The sequence below is a fragment of the Enterococcus sp. 12F9_DIV0723 genome (genome assembly GCF_002174375.1).
In the GTDB taxonomy this organism is placed as follows: domain Bacteria; phylum Bacillota; class Bacilli; order Lactobacillales; family Enterococcaceae; genus Enterococcus_A; species Enterococcus_A gilvus.
Genome location: NZ_NIBK01000003.1, coordinates 53,558 through 67,975, shown reverse-complemented (window position 1 = coordinate 67,975; position 14,418 = coordinate 53,558). Strand labels below are relative to the sequence as shown.

Sequence of the window (14,418 nt, the reverse complement as noted above, 5' to 3'; positions counted from 1 at the left end):
ATACGCAACATCCTAATACGTGATGTCTAGCAGAATGATAGGCGTGATGAGGATCATTGGTTCTTTTTTCGGGTTTTGAAAAAAGAACACTCCTTTTGACGAATTAGCTGCGAGTCCAACTTTTTGCAGATTATGAAGTTCCAAGAGAAGCATAAGCAATTACTAAATACATGAGGTATGAGTCGTTTAGTTGGATCGTAGGCGGGGCGAAACGAAGCGTATTTTTCTGCTCTTAGAAAAATACATTCATTCCATTTGAGCTAGCTGTCAGTTCTGCTTTTTGCAGGATTCTAATGCGGGGTCGATCTTCTGCATTGATACGCAACATCCCTAATACGTGATGTCTAGCAGATTGACGAATTAGCTGCTTTTCCCAACGTGTCGGTATTCATTGGCCCTATCAAAATACATCCTGCAAACCGGGGACAGCGCTCCCCAGCCAAATCCCTACATCCCGCGGTCGTCGTAGGGCGCGTTATCTGTCGAAATAAAGTGAGGTTATTACATGAAAGAAAAGAAAATCCATTTGTTGTTAGCGGTCCTTGCCACAGGGATCATGTCCTTTGCCGGTGTGCTGATTGAGACTGCCATGAACGTCACGTTTCCGACACTGATCAAGCAGTTCGACATCTCTACCGGTATGGTGCAGTGGGTCACGACGATCTATCTCCTAGTGATCTCCATCATGGTGCCTTTTTCCAATTATTTATTGAAGAATTTTTCGATTCGGAAATTATTTATCGTTGCCAATCTCTTTTTTATTGCAGGATTAGTGATTGATCTCTGGTCGCCTTCCTACAGTATTTTATTGATTGGGCGTCTATTCCAAGGGGTCAGCACGGGAATTGCTTTGCCCTTGATGTTCCATATTATTTTGAATTTCACGCCTATGCACAAGCGCGGGACCATGATGGGGGTGGGAACATTGACCACGTCCATCGCGCCAGCGATCGGCCCGACGTATGGAGGGATCATGACTGCGAGTCTTTCGTGGCATTCGATTTTCTTATTCCTGTTGCCGGTATTGGCGATTTCATTGGTTATCGGACTTTATGCGATTCCTGAGATGCCTGTCAAAAAGCGGGGCACATTGGATTTTGTCAGTCTGATCGGTGTGGCACTGCTCTTCAGCGGCCTGCTGATGTTCTTGAATCAAATCGGCAGCCTGACCAGTCTCCTTTCGTTAGCGATCGGTCTTGTCGGACTAGTGATTTTTTACCGACAAGCAACACGAGGGAAAAATCCGCTGGTAAGGATCGACGTATTGAAGAACCGTGTGTTTGTTTTATTTTTATGCGGCTTTTTAGTCTGTCAGTTCTTGCTATTGGGGATCTCCTTTGTCTTGCCAAACTTCATTCAGATCGTTTTAGGCAAAGATGCCTTTATCGCAGGACTTGTAATGATGCCCGGTGCAGCTGTTGGCGCGCTTTTGGCCCCTATCTCTGGCCGTGTCCTTGATACCTTTGGTCCGAAAAAGCCGATCCTGCTTGGCTTGAGCTTCGCTACGATCGGTTGGATCATTTTGACCGTCTTGTTACGTTCTCCGCTGCTCCTTGGATTTGTTGCAGGACACGTCTTTTATATGATCGGTATCGGTTTTTCCTATAGTAATTTGATGACGACGGGAATGAATCTTCTTTCAGAAGAAGCCTATGGCGACGGCAATACGCTGTTCAATACCCTTCAGCAATTTTCTGGTGCAGTGGCTACAGCGATCGTTGCCACCATCATCAATTTGGCACAACAATCGCAACCGGACTTTATCGCCGCGACCGTGACTGGCTCACAGATTTCTCTGCTTTTCTTATTGGCTTTGTTAGTCCTCGTGCTTATCGCGTGCGTCCTTCATTTCCGCAATGAACCAGCAGTCGATTAAATCAATGGAAAGAAAACGGGCGAATCTTCAATGAAGGTTCGCTCGTTTTTCTGTTTTATCCTGTTAAACTGAAGGTATCACGTTTGGAGGGAGCACCTATGACATTAGGAACAAATTTTTTTACCGCTCGCAAGAAGCAAAGTCTTTCTCAAGAGGACGTCGCAGAACGCCTTGGTGTCAGCAGACAAACCATCTCGAAATGGGAGCTGGATGAGACACTGCCGGACATCAATCAATCGAAAAAGCTGGCCGCCATCTATAAAGTTTCCTTAGATGAATTGATTGAATTTGATCCTGATTTGAACGACATCAAAGAAGTGATCGCAAAGACCAGTGAAGAGAAGCAGCAAAAAATCGACTGGACGTCGGTATGGTCGGAGAAATACCCAATCTTGGGAACCTATCAAAAGACCGTTGATTTGAATGATTATGTTCCGAAACTGATCGACCTGCTTCACCGTTTGAAAAAGGATTATGGCTACAACGACCAAGAAGCCTTCCTTGTATTGAAGGATCTCTTGGCCCACGTTTGGAAAAACAACTAGCAAAGAAGCCGTGACTCAAAAGTCACGGCTTTTGCTTATTCTTCACATTCTGTCCCTTGACTTATGGTCACTGTGGATTCGCTTTTTTTCACTTGGAAAATCAATAGAATCGCCAGTAAAACGATCCCTGCACCAAAAATCGGGGTATAGGCGATCCCCATGCTGCCGGTGACTTGCGCACCGATCGTTGAGCCTAAAGTGATCCCGATATTGAAGGCGGCAATGTTCAAAGCAGAAGCCAGCGTGATATCTTGAGGCACGTATTTTTCCGCTAACTGCACGACGTACAATTGCAGGCCCGGGACGTTCATGAACGCGAACAACCCTAAAAGCAATGCTGCAAACAAGCCTAAAAGGCTGTTGCCAACCACGATCGTCACAAACAAAAAGACCAAAGCTATCATCAAAAGGCCAAACATCTTGATCAATGACGCGAGGGGCTTTTCATTCGCGAAATGTCCGCCGACGGTATTGCCGATCGCCACCATCACACCATAAACGATCAGGATAATCACAACGGCACTCGCAGAAAAACCAAAGCCTTCTAAAATCGGGGACAGGTACGTGTACGCCGCAAACGTACCGCCGTATCCAAAGGCTGTGATCAAGAAAGACATCACCAACGGTTTATTCGTAAAGATCCGAGCAAACCCCTTCAAATCGACTTTACCAGGAATAGGTAAATGACGCGGCACCAAGAAACTGCTGGCGATCAAACCGATCAGGCCGATTGCCGCGATAAAGAGAAAGGACATATTCCAGCTTGTTTGCTGTCCAATAAAGGTTCCCAAAGGCACCCCTGTTACAGTCGCTACAGTCAAGCCAGTAAACATGATGGCGATCGCACTTGCCCGCCGTAAAGGTTCAACGACATCGGCGGCGATCACGGTTGATACCGACATAAAGATCCCATGTGCCAGCGCGGCTAAAATACGCCCCAATAATAATATCGTAAAGGTCGGCGCAAACGCGGCTAACACATTCCCGCTGATGAACAACAGCATGATCCCCAGCATCAAGCTGCGGCGATTCCATTTCCCTGTTAAAACGGTGAGCAGCGGCGCACCGATCGTCACGCCTAGCGCGTAAAGGGAGACCGTCAGCCCTGCTTGCGCCAAGGTCACATGAAAGCTATTGACGATCATCGGCAACAGGCCGACGCTGATAAATTCGGTTGAGCCGATCGCAAAGGCGTTGATCGCGAGGGCTAATAACGTGAAGTTTGGTGAAATTTTCTTTTCCATTTTGTTCCTCCTCAGAAAGGTTTTACGAAGTCTTCCGCACTGGCAAAGCACTGACGCGCGTTCGTGAAACCAGACATCAAAAAATATTTGTAAGCTACGAGAAGATACTATATACTGTTGATGATCTTTTGATAAGTACCCACTTTTTTGTACTATAGGTACCTTTTTGTAACTTTTGGATAGTATCAACGTTTTTTAGGAGGAATTTTTTTGGAGAATCGTGCATATATGATCGGTGTAGAAGCAACAATGGATGTCATCGGCGGCAAATGGAAGCCCATCATCCTTTGCAACCTACGCCACGGACCGATGCGTCCCAGTGATTTGAAACGGAGCATCACAGGGATCAGTCAAAAAATGCTGACACAGCAGCTTCGTGAATTAGAAGAGGACAACATCATCGATCGGAAAGTGTATCAGCAAGTCCCGCCAAAAGTGGACTATTCCTTGAGTGAATATGGCCGCAGCCTCTCCGATATTTTAGACAGCCTATGCAGCTGGGGCGAGCACCATGTCGCTCACCTGCAAGATCAGGGGCAGGATGTTTGCTTGAAGGCCAACTAAAAAGCCGTTCCTCTTTTACACGACGGCACAAAAAAATAGACCCGCGCCGCAAAAAGCAGCATGGGTCTATTTTTTTAAACCATCAATTGGAAAACACCATAGGCGATGATTCCGCCGATCATAGGACCTACGACAGGTACCCATGCATAGTGCCAATCGGAGGTTCCTTTATTGGCGATCGGCAAAATAGCGTGGGCCAAGCGAGGACCTAAATCTCTGGCCGGATTGATCGCATAGCCTGTTGGTCCTCCCAAGGAAAGACCGAGTGCCAAGATAAGACCGGCTACGGCAAAGATATTCGTTCCAGGTGCGAATGATGTTTGTGTGAATGCAAACAGTCCTAAGACCAAGACAAACGTACCAATGATTTCTGTTATTAAGTTTGCAGGATACCGGCGGATCGCAGGTCCCGTCGCAAAGGTTCCTAAAATCGCTGCCTGATCCTTCGTGGCTTCCCAATGAGGCAAATACGCCAGCCAGACAAGTGCGGCGCCGACAAAAGCACCCGCCATTTGCGCGACGATAAAGGGAACTACTAAACTATAAGAAATCGAACCATTCAGCGCCATCGCCAAAGTAACTGCTGGATTCAAGTGTGCGGGCCCCATGAAGCCGGAGATATACGCCCCCATCATTACCGCCATTCCCCAGCCCATCGCAATCACGATCCAACCGGAAGCCTGCGCCTTACTCTTATTCAGATTTACCGCTGCACAGACACCGTCACCTAATAAGACTAAGATCATCGTGCCGATAAATTCACCCATTACCTGTGTCATATCACCGCTCATTTAGTTGTTTCCTCCTGTCTTTAGCTGGGTCAGATCTGATTCGTCGATCGCCGCAACCAATTGTGCAGCGACCTCTGCTTTTTCCGCTTCTTCCCATTCGAAGTAGGCAGCCATCGCATCAAGGACTGGTTGACGCAGAGCATCTACCGTATCTCTTTCAAATAAAAGATGATTGGTTCGACGCAATAAATAATCTACGGGAGTTAAGACCATTTCTTCTTCCATGCCATAGCGCAAACGTGCCGATTCAGCCAGACTCATTCCCGGATACGCGTCCATTTCTTTTGCCAACTGGAAGATCTTGCTGGCGTTCGTGCCGTAAAAATCAGCGATATACGCGGCCTCTTCCTCTGAAAGACCTGCAGCAACGCCGATTTTGGCTTGTTCAACCACCATTTCAGCTACTTTGGTCGGATCAAAATCCCCACCGGAAACGGCATAGGTTTTTGAATCCACTTCTTTAAAGGTCAAGTCGTAGTCTTCCTGCAAGAGCTTGCGGATCAATTCGATGGCACCGGCCGCCATTTTACGATAATCCGTGATTTTCCCTCCTGATAAGGTGATCATGCCATCGGGTGCCTGCTCCAAAGAACTGCCGCGAGAAACCGAAGAAGGCGCCAACCGTTTTTCTGCACGACTGCTTTCAAGGTTGTTCAAGACATCCTCTACTTCATCTCGGGTCGCTTTACCGTCTTTATAATCTGTCACTACGTCCACGGCTTGTTGGAAGCTTTGGGTCGAGATATTGCCGTTGTCGCCGCCATTGTAGTCTGATCCAGCATTTCCGATCAGCAATGGCCGCAGTCCTGCCCAGCTGCTCTCGATATCTTGGAGCGTCAGCTTCGCTTCAGGATAACGGTGGTTGATGACTGTCAGTAAATAATCCACGTCTTCTTGCGTGACCTTCGGATCGACATAATCTCCTTGGTAATCCGTGTCCGTCGTCCCAAAATAAGTTTTGTTTTCCCGCGGGATCGCAAACACCATGCGACCATCATTTTGAGCTGTATCAAAATAGGTCGGCTGAGGAACGGGTAATTTCTTTGCATCGACCACTAAATGAACGCCTTTTGTTGGACGCATTTTAGGCAAGATAGGCTGCGTAAAATTCATGTTGCGAACTTTGTCGACCCATGGCCCGCTTGTGTTGATCACTAATTTTGCGTGGATCTCGATCGTTTCGCCCGTCAACAAATCGCGCGCTTTGACGCCGATGATCTTATCCCCTTCATAGAGGAAGCCGACTGCTTTCATTTTGCTGACCATGTGACCACCATCGGAAGCGGCTTGCTTGATATTTTCGATCACCAACCGTGCGTCGTTGTTCCGAAAGTCCAAATACACGCCTGCACCTTGAAGCCCTTCCTTCTTGATGAAGGGTTCTCTCTCCAATACTTCTTCCGGGGTCAATGTGTAATTTTCAAAGTTGGTTCCCTTCACATTGGCTAATTGATCGTAGATGTCCATAGCGACTTTGACTGAGAACATGCTGAAGGTCGTGGGTCCTTCGTCATTATAGATAGGCAAAAGCATGGGATCAGGTTTCGGAATATGCGGAGCGATCCCTTGAACGATCGCTCGTTCCGTGACCGTATCTGCGACCACTTCTACATCAAAGTTCTTCAAATAGCGAATACCGCCGTGGACCAGCTTCGTGGAGCGGGAAGAGGTTCCCTCTGAAAAATCCTGCATTTCGATCAGCCCGGTCTTCATTCCGGCTGCGGCTGCTTGGATCGCGACGCCCGCACCTGTGATGCCGCCGCCGATGATCAATAGATCCATTTCTTCCTTTTTAAGGACTTGAATACTTTCTTTACGCGTTGCTTTTGAAAATGACATTTCGTTCACTCCTCACTTTTATTCAAATACTTGGGTCGCTTTTACTGCTTTCTTCCAACCGGCGTACAATTTCTGACGGCGTTCAGGTGCCATCTCCGCCTCAAAAATCTTTCCAGCCTCATAAAATTCTCTGATTTCGTCCATATCCTTCCAGTAGCCTACCGCCAATCCCGCCAAGAAGGCAGCTCCTAAAGCCGTCGTCTCAAGATTTGCTGCACGTTGGATCGGTACATCTAATATGTCTGATTGAAATTGCATCAAATATTCATTGTTCGCTGCCCCGCCGTCTACCTTCAATACTGGAATCTGGATGCCGGTATCTTCTTGCATCGTATCCACGATGTCCCGCACTTGATAGGCAATGGATTGAAGGGTTGCTTTGATCAGATCTTCTTTCGTCGTCCCCCGGGTCAATCCGAACATGGCTCCGCGAGCGTTTTGATCCCAATACGGCGCGCCTAGACCCACAAACGCTGGGACGATGTACACTTCGTCTTGGTTGGTGGAGCGCTTGGCAGCATCTTCCGAATCACTCGCCTTTTTCAGCATTTTCAAGCCATCCCTCAGCCATTGAATGGATGAACCAGCAACGAAAATACTTCCTTCTAAGGCGTAATACACTTTACCGTTGATCCCATAGCCAATCGTTGTCAATAAATTGTTTTTTGATAATTGCGGCTTCTCACCTGTGTTCATCACGATAAAGGACCCTGTGCCATAGGTATTTTTGACCATCCCAGGCTCAAAAGCCATTTGGCCAAACAATGCGGCTTGCTGGTCCCCAGCCATCCCTGAGATCGGTGCTTCGCTGCCGAAGAAATGATAGCCCTGTGTGTAGCCGTAAATCTCAGAATTTGAGGTCACCTTCGGCAAAAGCTCGTTGGGGATATTCAGCAGATCTAAAATTTCTTGGTCCCAAGTCAGCTCGTGGATGTTGTAAAGCATCGTCCGGCTGGCATTGGAATAATCCGTCACGTGCGCACCGCCATCTGTCAATTTCCAAACAAGCCAGCTATCGATCGTTCCGAAAAGCAGCTCGCCCTGTTCTGCTCGTTCCTGTGCGCCTTCTACCTGATCCAAGATCCATCGGATTTTCGTTGCGGAGAAATACGCATCGACGACTAAGCCGGTCTTTTGATGGATCATTTCTTCGTACCCGTCAGCCTTTAACTGATCCGCGATTTGCGCGGATTGCCGCGACTGCCAAACTACCGCATGATAGATTGGGCGGCCGGTATCCTTTTCCCAGATAACCGTTGTTTCCCGCTGGTTCGTGATCCCGATCCCCGCAACTTGATCCGGCTTGATACCTGAATCGATGAATGCCCCTGCAATTACAGATTGAACAGAATTCCAAATTTCATTGGCGTCGTGTTCCACCCAGCCCTCTGTTGGAAAATACTGCGTAAATTCCTTTTGCGAGCTTGCCACCTGATGCCCAAACTTATCATAGATAATTGCTCGTGAACTCGTTGTCCCTTGGTCGATCGCCATAATGTATTGTTGTTTTTCAGTCATTTTGATTGGTCCTCCTCGTACTAAAGCTTTCTTGCAATCGCTTTCTTTATGGACTTATCCTAACGTGCATTTCGCATTGAAAACAGTCAATTATTAAAGCGATTTCACGTTTTAGTGGCAGTTTCGCTCCAAAACTCCGTTATATCAAAGAATCTAGAAAGCCAAAATTTTTTTCTTTCATCAAAAAAAGCAGCTCCCTAAGGAACCGCTCCATCAATTTTTCTCTTTTTTCAATTGCTCGATCAGTTGCTTTATTTGGTCAAGATCATAGGCAGATTCAAATTCGGACAGGCAATAATGGATCGCCTCAGAAGGGTCTTCTCCATCTCGGGTACTAACAATCAAATCATACGTCGTTCCCTCACGCAGTTGTTCTACCTGAATCCCCGGGATCGGACGCAATTCTGAAAACAAATAATGATAATAAGAAATACGGTACACCGGCAATGCCTCCAGATCAATCCCCACGATGACTTCCTTGGCGATGTAAAAATCGATCATCGACAGGATACTCGCGTAATCGATCAGCAACGCCTGTGTGAGCAAGGTGTCTTGTGCCTTCGCCGGCTCCAAAAAATTACGAGCTGTTTCCTGAAGCATATCTAACAATCGGCTTCGCTCAATGCCTAGTTTTTCTCGCTGCCGCGCAAGCAGACGTTCAGGCTCGTACCGCGGGAGATAGCCTTGAAAGAAATAGATGCGGTTGTTGATCTGGGAAAGCTGATAACCTACCGCTTTCTCCTGCTGAATGGACAATCGCCTTGGCCGGTAATGGACAAGGATCATCTCACGGATGTACATATCTAAAAGAGCCGGCAGCAGCTTTTTGCTCCGCTGCAATTCATACCGATAAAACGTCTCTTCATCCAAAATCGCAAAGGACACCAAAAAGCTGTAAAACATCATCGGTTCATACTGGTTCAATTCAAAGGAACTGCGGCTGTTGTATAGGCGGATCAACGGTTCGATGCGTTGAAACAGCGCGTCCTTTTGAAAGAGCCGATACGTTGTTTTCAACCGTGTCTGCTGTGTTTTCTTAGCAGACATGCGCTTCAAGCTGATCCCTAGCCAGCAGGCGATCTCGCTTTTGGCCTCAGCAGAAAATTCCGTCTCTAGCGCACGCTCAAGTCCTCGGAAGAACAGTTGATTCTGATCGGATGCAACGAGGAAACGAGGCCGCATCCTAACTGGAAAATAGCTATAGATTTGAAAGTAGAAATACCGAATCTGTAATTCTTCCCCCTGCAAACGGCCATTTTTTATCCGAATATGAAATTCCGCCAGCACCTCATTCAGCTCGCGAAATTTACGAAACACGGAGGATTCGCTGGTCGCAAATTCCTGTGTGATCTGCGGGATCGTGAACGTTCGATGTAGCAGCATGTATTCCAACAATTGGAATTTAAAGCTGTCTCTTACCAGCGTGGCCGTGATCCCCTCAAGCGTCGTTCTTCTTTCTAAGGCTAGCACCAGCGTAGTGCCCTCTTTCGTAAGCAAGAAGCCCATGTTTAACTCTTTTCCTAAGTAGGAGAGCTCTTGGCTATACTGATCCAAGCTAGATTTTGACAAATGGATCGCTTCCGCCAACGCATTCGCAGACAGCCTGCCGCCAGATAGGACTAGATGATGGAGGATCGACAATTGCACTTGTTGATTCTTATCCAATAATTGTTCCATCCTCATCCTACTTCTCCCCTAAACCAGAGAATCCCAGTAACGGCGCACGAAAAGCTGGATGGAAGAAGCGTTCCTTCACTTGAAATTCATGAATCGTTTGCTGCTGTTGGATCGCTAGCGCGAATAGATCGAGTAAGGCGAAATCCATCCATTTTGAAACAAGCTGTACGCCTAGCAACACCTCTGTCTCTGCATCCCAAATCACCTTCAGCTTCATCTTTTCCTTTGAAACAGCCGCCACCGGCACGTCGACCTGCGCTATCTGGATTTCTTCAGGGTACAATAAGGCTTCTTTTTCAAGCAAACCGGCACTGCCGACAAAATAGCCAAACCATTGATTGCCGCTCACTCGCACGGTTCCTGGATCTTCTTCCGGCGTTCCAAGGATGTTCTGACTGGCGATGCTCGCTGTCCGAAGCGCGTTCGTGACCAACGATACGTAGAGTTCTTCCCCCGTCAGTTGGAATCTTACTTTGATGGTATCCCCGATCGCATAAATGTTCGGATCGGAGGTTTGCAAATAGGCGTTCACTTTCAGCGTGCCGTCATCGTTGCGGTCCAATGCCTGCCAAATGTGATTGTCGGGACGCGTACTATTGGCCAACATGACCAAATCAACAGCCAGATCTGTTTCCTCAAAAAAGAGCCGGACGTGCCCCTCATTGGTTTCCTCCATTGATTCTACAAAGGTGCCCATATGGAGGTGGACGGCGGACTGGTGGATCGCCGTCTCGAGGGGCTGGATCATTTCTTCATCAAAATAGTGCCCCATCAGCATCGTGTCACTCTCAAACAAATGAATCTGCTTATCGGTTTGTGCAAAAGCATCCGCAAGCTCTAAGCCGACGTGTCCGCCACCGACGATCGCGACTGTCTCCAGCTCCTCCAGCTGCGTGAGAATGTCTGTGACATCCTGCTCGGTCTTACAGGTTTTGATTCTGGCTGACGACATCTCTTCTTGTTGAAACGATTGCCGCGAACCGGTCGCGATCACCAGCCGATCAAACCCGATCGCTTCGCCAGTCGACAACTGGATTTGATGGTCTGGCAAAAGACCGGTACAAGAAACACCCGTTCTTACGTGAATCCCCTGCGCCTCTAATTCCGCTCGTGTGATCCAGCGCAATCCGTCTACAGAGGCCGCTTTTCCCTGTAAAATCAGGGCTAAGCTGCCGGGCACGAAGCCCAATTCTGTTTGCTTTTCAATCACTAGGACCTCTGTTTCTGGCGCCCTCCGCTTTATTTCCACTGCCGCTTGGACACCGCCAAAGGAGCCTCCTACAATCACTACACGCATATGTTCCCTCTTTTCTTTAAATACTGATTTTCTAGTTCTTCCAGCATTGCATTTATTTCTTCACCCATGAATTCCTCATCTTCAATTATAAATCTTTGCCTCAAAGATCGCTATTTTAACCATTTGGTGACAGGAATAAAAAAAGCCCGTTGCCAGAAAAGTTCTGACAACAGGCCTTTACTAAGATAGTCCTTTTTCTAAACAAGGGCGTCCTGAATTGAAATAGATTCTGTGATTTCCGCCCAATGATTCGTTGGGCCATGACCGTGTCCGACAAAAATCGGCTGACGAATGGCTGCCTGAATAAATCTCTTTCCGATGAGGATCGCTTCCTTCAGCTCCGTCCCCTTTGCCAGTTCAGCCGCGATACAGGCGGAGAAGGTATCCCCTGTGCCGTGGGTGCTCGCTGTTTCCACCCTCGGTGCACTCATCCAAAAGGCGTCTCCCGATGCCAGCAGAACAAAATCCGCCGCTTCTTTCTTCTGGCTATGACCACCCTTGACGACGACATTCTCCGTCCCGAAAGCCAGCAGCTTCTTCGCAGCAGCAACCATTTCCTGATCGGTCACGATCCGTTCACCAATGATCACCTCTGCCTCAGGCAAGTTCGGCGTCACGATCGTCGCCAGCGGCAATAATTGTTCATTGATCGTTTTTACCGCATCGCTTTGCAGCAAATGATGGCCGCCTTTTGCCACCATCACCGGATCAACGATCAAGGGGCCAAAATCGACTTGCTTCAGTTTTTTTACGACGGTCTCCACCCGTTCCACATCTGCCAGCATCCCTGTCTTCGCGGCACCGATCGCAAAATCTGCCGCCAATGAATCAAATTGATCTTCGATGAACGCACTTGGGATCGCCATGCTGTTTTGTACGCCATACGTATTTTGCGCGGTCAGAGCCACGAAGATGCTCATCCCGAAGGCGTTGCGGGCTTGAAAGGTTTTAAGGTCTGCCTGCACGCCTGCGCCGCCGCCAGAATCCGAACCGGCGATCGTTACGACTTGCGGTGTTGCATTGATCATTTTTCTTCCTCCAATACATCCGTGATTTTTTGTTTCAGACGACGGACTTTCTGTCCGACAGCCTCCGCTAACATAATGTCGCTTACGATGGAGACGCCCGCGACCCCTGTTCTGCCAACAGCCGCCAAATTGTCTTCCTTGATCCCGCCGATCGCCACACTTGGGATCGTCGTTGCGTCATTGATCGCTTTCACTGTTTCCAATCCCGTCAGCGGCGTCTCCTTGGTCTTCGTTGGAAAAATCGCCCCGATCCCTAAATAATCTGCGCCTGCCTGTTCCGCTTCCACTCCCCGCGCCACCGTCTTCGCTGAAACACCTAAGATTTTTTCCGGACCGATCAGCGATCGAACGACCGCCACCGGCAGCTCGTCATCCCCGATGTGTACCCCCGCTGCGTCAACGGCTAGACAAATATCCACCCGATCGTTGATGATCAACGGAACCTGATACGCGTCGGTGATTGCTTTGACCTTTAACGCCAGGTCATAAAATGCCCCCGTCAGCAATTCCTTCTCCCGCAATTGAACAAGAGTCACCCCATTCTTACAAGCCTCTTCCACCACCGCTAAAAATTTCGCGTCGCTGAAATCATAGCGCCCAGTCACCAAGTACAACGTTAGATCCATTGCTTTTCCCATCCTTTGATCTCCCTCCACCATTCTTTTTCCATTTGTAACGAAAGCTGGTTCAGTGTTTCCTGTCGAAAAGCAGCTAAGCCCTTCCCATCGGCTGCCTGCTCTCCGCAAAGATTGAAGTAACTGACCGCTGCGATGACGGCTTCAGGCGTGTCCAGACCGCTTCCCAACAAAGCCGCGATTAACGCCCCCACCACGTCCCCCGTGCCCGTAAACCGATCCAGCTCAGGGACTCCGTTCGTCAACCGCCACGTTCGCTGTTGGTCCACGAGAATGTCTTGACTACCAGTCGCCAAGAAAGTGGTTTGCGGGTACGCTTTCGCCGCTCGCTGCAACGCTTCGGCCAATTCTTCTAACGCTTCTTCTCCTTGGTCCAATGCGCTGCCATCCACTCCGCGGGCATGACTTGAAAGCTGGCAAAAGTTTCGCAGCTCCGAAATATTGCCCTTCACGACCGTTGGGTTTTCTGCGGCTAGCTGCCGCCCGACACCATTCCGCAGCTCGCTGATGCCAAAACCCACAAGGTCCACGACGGTCGGTTTTTCCTGCTTTCTTGCACTTGCCGCTGCTGCCGCCAGACTTGCTGCGCGCTGCTCCGACAAATGTCCGATGTTCAGCAGCAGACTGTCCGTCTGCTGAAACAAGGCGTCAAACTCTCTTGGATCAGCCGCCATGATCGGTTTCGCGCCCACATAAAGCAGCGCATTCGCCACCGTCTCACAGGTGACCTCATTGGTAATACAATGGACTAACGGAGCACGCTTCAAAGGAAATACGTTTGAGACTTTTTGTTTGATCATCCAATCATCCTTTCATTGGCAAATAACCGCTGCCACCGTTTGAAAATCGTTGTCTCCTTTAACTTCACCAGCACAACAAAGGCGATCGCAGCGCCGATCACCGTCGCGCCTAAAAACCTCGGCGTGTAGATCAGCCAGTACAAGTCGCTTTGACTGCCTGTGAACCAGACCATCACGGGATACGACAGCAACGAGCCTATGATTCCGGTGCCAACTATTTCCCCCAGCATCGACCAATACACCTTTTTTCCGAAACGATAAAACACCCCAGCAAAGAACGCCCCAAATACCGCCCCTGTCAGCGCTAAAGGGGGAATCCCCAACAGTGTCATGCGAATCAATCCGCATACCAGCGCCATCATAGTGCCATAAAAGGGTCCCAATAAAACACCCGCGAGGATGTTCATCACACTAGACATCGGCGCCATGCCCTCGATCCGCATCAACGGTGACAAGACGACATCCAGTGCGATCATCAATGCTAAAAGCGTCAATTTATGGATTTTATTTTTTTCCACGACAAATACCCTCCTTTTTTCAAGAAACAAAAGGAGGGTGTACAAAAAGACAGAAAAACCCAACCAAAAGAAAATGGTCGGGTGCA

The 14,418-nt window shown here is 48.5% G+C and carries 13 protein-coding genes; 3 read left to right on the top strand and 10 right to left on the bottom strand.

Annotated elements, in window-relative coordinates:
- The first annotated feature begins 505 nt into the window (after positions 1 to 505).
- Positions 506 to 1,876 (top strand): MFS transporter, encoded by a 1,371-nt coding sequence (locus A5868_RS17605; RefSeq protein ID WP_086306280.1) that lies wholly within the window; start codon positions 506 to 508, stop codon positions 1,874 to 1,876.
- Positions 1,877 to 1,974: 98 nt separating this feature from the next.
- Positions 1,975 to 2,421: a helix-turn-helix transcriptional regulator gene (locus A5868_RS17600; protein WP_086306279.1), complete on the top strand. Its 447-nt coding sequence runs from the start codon at positions 1,975 to 1,977 to the stop codon at positions 2,419 to 2,421.
- Positions 2,422 to 2,456: 35 nt separating this feature from the next.
- Here the strand turns inward: A5868_RS17600 and A5868_RS17595 are convergent, their stop codons facing one another.
- Positions 2,457 to 3,665, bottom strand: a complete 1,209-nt coding sequence (locus tag A5868_RS17595) for an MFS transporter (RefSeq protein ID WP_086306278.1) — start codon at positions 3,663 to 3,665, stop codon at positions 2,457 to 2,459.
- 210 nt (positions 3,666 to 3,875) lie between these two features.
- Between A5868_RS17595 and A5868_RS17590 the strand changes: the two genes are divergently transcribed.
- Positions 3,876 to 4,229, top strand: a complete 354-nt coding sequence (locus A5868_RS17590) for a winged helix-turn-helix transcriptional regulator (protein ID WP_010779422.1) — start codon at positions 3,876 to 3,878, stop codon at positions 4,227 to 4,229.
- 74 nt (positions 4,230 to 4,303) lie between these two features.
- Here the strand turns inward: A5868_RS17590 and A5868_RS17585 are convergent, their stop codons facing one another.
- From A5868_RS17585 to thiW, 9 genes are all read right to left on the bottom strand, one after another.
- Complete coding sequence (locus A5868_RS17585) at positions 4,304 to 5,020, bottom strand: MIP/aquaporin family protein (protein ID WP_010779421.1); 717 nt, start codon at positions 5,018 to 5,020, stop codon at positions 4,304 to 4,306.
- On the bottom strand, positions 5,021 to 6,859 hold the full coding sequence (gene glpO / locus A5868_RS17580; protein WP_086306277.1) for a type 1 glycerol-3-phosphate oxidase: 1,839 nt from the start codon (positions 6,857 to 6,859) through the stop codon (positions 5,021 to 5,023).
- 18 nt (positions 6,860 to 6,877) lie between these two features.
- The gene (glpK, locus tag A5868_RS17575) at positions 6,878 to 8,377 is read right to left on the bottom strand and encodes a glycerol kinase GlpK (protein WP_086306276.1); all 1,500 of its coding nucleotides are present in this window, start codon (positions 8,375 to 8,377) and stop codon (positions 6,878 to 6,880) included.
- 213 nt (positions 8,378 to 8,590) lie between these two features.
- Positions 8,591 to 10,060 carry a helix-turn-helix domain-containing protein gene (locus A5868_RS17570; protein WP_086306275.1) on the bottom strand — a complete coding sequence of 490 codons (1,470 nt, stop codon included), beginning with the start codon at positions 10,058 to 10,060 and terminating at the stop codon, positions 8,591 to 8,593.
- 1 nt (position 10,061) lies between these two features.
- Entirely contained in the window at positions 10,062 to 11,351 is a 1,290-nt protein-coding gene (locus A5868_RS17565; RefSeq protein WP_086306274.1) for an FAD-dependent oxidoreductase, read from the bottom strand.
- 197 nt (positions 11,352 to 11,548) lie between these two features.
- A complete protein-coding gene (gene thiD / locus A5868_RS17560) occupies positions 11,549 to 12,379 on the bottom strand; it encodes a bifunctional hydroxymethylpyrimidine kinase/phosphomethylpyrimidine kinase (protein ID WP_086306273.1) in 831 nt (276 codons plus the stop codon).
- Positions 12,376 to 13,017 carry a thiamine phosphate synthase gene (gene thiE / locus A5868_RS17555; protein ID WP_176281405.1) on the bottom strand — a complete coding sequence of 214 codons (642 nt, stop codon included), beginning with the start codon at positions 13,015 to 13,017 and terminating at the stop codon, positions 12,376 to 12,378. Before thiE ends, thiD begins: the two co-directional genes overlap by 4 nt.
- A complete protein-coding gene (locus A5868_RS17550; RefSeq protein WP_086306272.1) occupies positions 12,996 to 13,814 on the bottom strand; it encodes a hydroxyethylthiazole kinase in 819 nt (272 codons plus the stop codon). Before A5868_RS17550 ends, thiE begins: the two co-directional genes overlap by 22 nt.
- Positions 13,811 to 14,290 (bottom strand): energy coupling factor transporter S component ThiW, encoded by a 480-nt coding sequence (thiW, locus tag A5868_RS17545; RefSeq protein WP_254908415.1) that lies wholly within the window; start codon positions 14,288 to 14,290, stop codon positions 13,811 to 13,813. Before thiW ends, A5868_RS17550 begins: the two co-directional genes overlap by 4 nt.
- Positions 14,291 to 14,418: the final 128 nt, after the last annotated feature.

Excerpts from the sequence above, each read along its gene's own strand:
- A5868_RS17605 (WP_086306280.1), top strand. The coding sequence starts at position 506 with ATGAAAGAAAAGAAAATCCATTTGTTGTTAGCGGTCCTTGCCACAGGG.
- A5868_RS17600 (WP_086306279.1), top strand. The coding sequence starts at position 1,975 with ATGACATTAGGAACAAATTTTTTTACCGCTCGCAAGAAGCAAAGTCTT.
- A5868_RS17595 (WP_086306278.1), bottom strand. The coding sequence starts at position 3,665 with ATGGAAAAGAAAATTTCACCAAACTTCACGTTATTAGCCCTCGCGATC.
- A5868_RS17585 (WP_010779421.1), bottom strand. The coding sequence starts at position 5,020 with ATGAGCGGTGATATGACACAGGTAATGGGTGAATTTATCGGCACGATG.
- glpO (WP_086306277.1), bottom strand. The coding sequence starts at position 6,859 with ATGTCATTTTCAAAAGCAACGCGTAAAGAAAGTATTCAAGTCCTTAAA.
- glpK (WP_086306276.1), bottom strand. The coding sequence starts at position 8,377 with ATGACTGAAAAACAACAATACATTATGGCGATCGACCAAGGGACAACG.
- A5868_RS17570 (WP_086306275.1), bottom strand. The coding sequence starts at position 10,060 with ATGAGGATGGAACAATTATTGGATAAGAATCAACAAGTGCAATTGTCG.
- A5868_RS17565 (WP_086306274.1), bottom strand. The coding sequence starts at position 11,351 with ATGCGTGTAGTGATTGTAGGAGGCTCCTTTGGCGGTGTCCAAGCGGCA.
- thiD (WP_086306273.1), bottom strand. The coding sequence starts at position 12,379 with ATGATCAATGCAACACCGCAAGTCGTAACGATCGCCGGTTCGGATTCT.
- thiE (WP_176281405.1), bottom strand. The coding sequence starts at position 13,017 with ATGGGAAAAGCAATGGATCTAACGTTGTACTTGGTGACTGGGCGCTAT.
- A5868_RS17550 (WP_086306272.1), bottom strand. The coding sequence starts at position 13,814 with ATGATCAAACAAAAAGTCTCAAACGTATTTCCTTTGAAGCGTGCTCCG.
- thiW (WP_254908415.1), bottom strand. The coding sequence starts at position 14,290 with ATGATCGCACTGGATGTCGTCTTGTCACCGTTGATGCGGATCGAGGGC.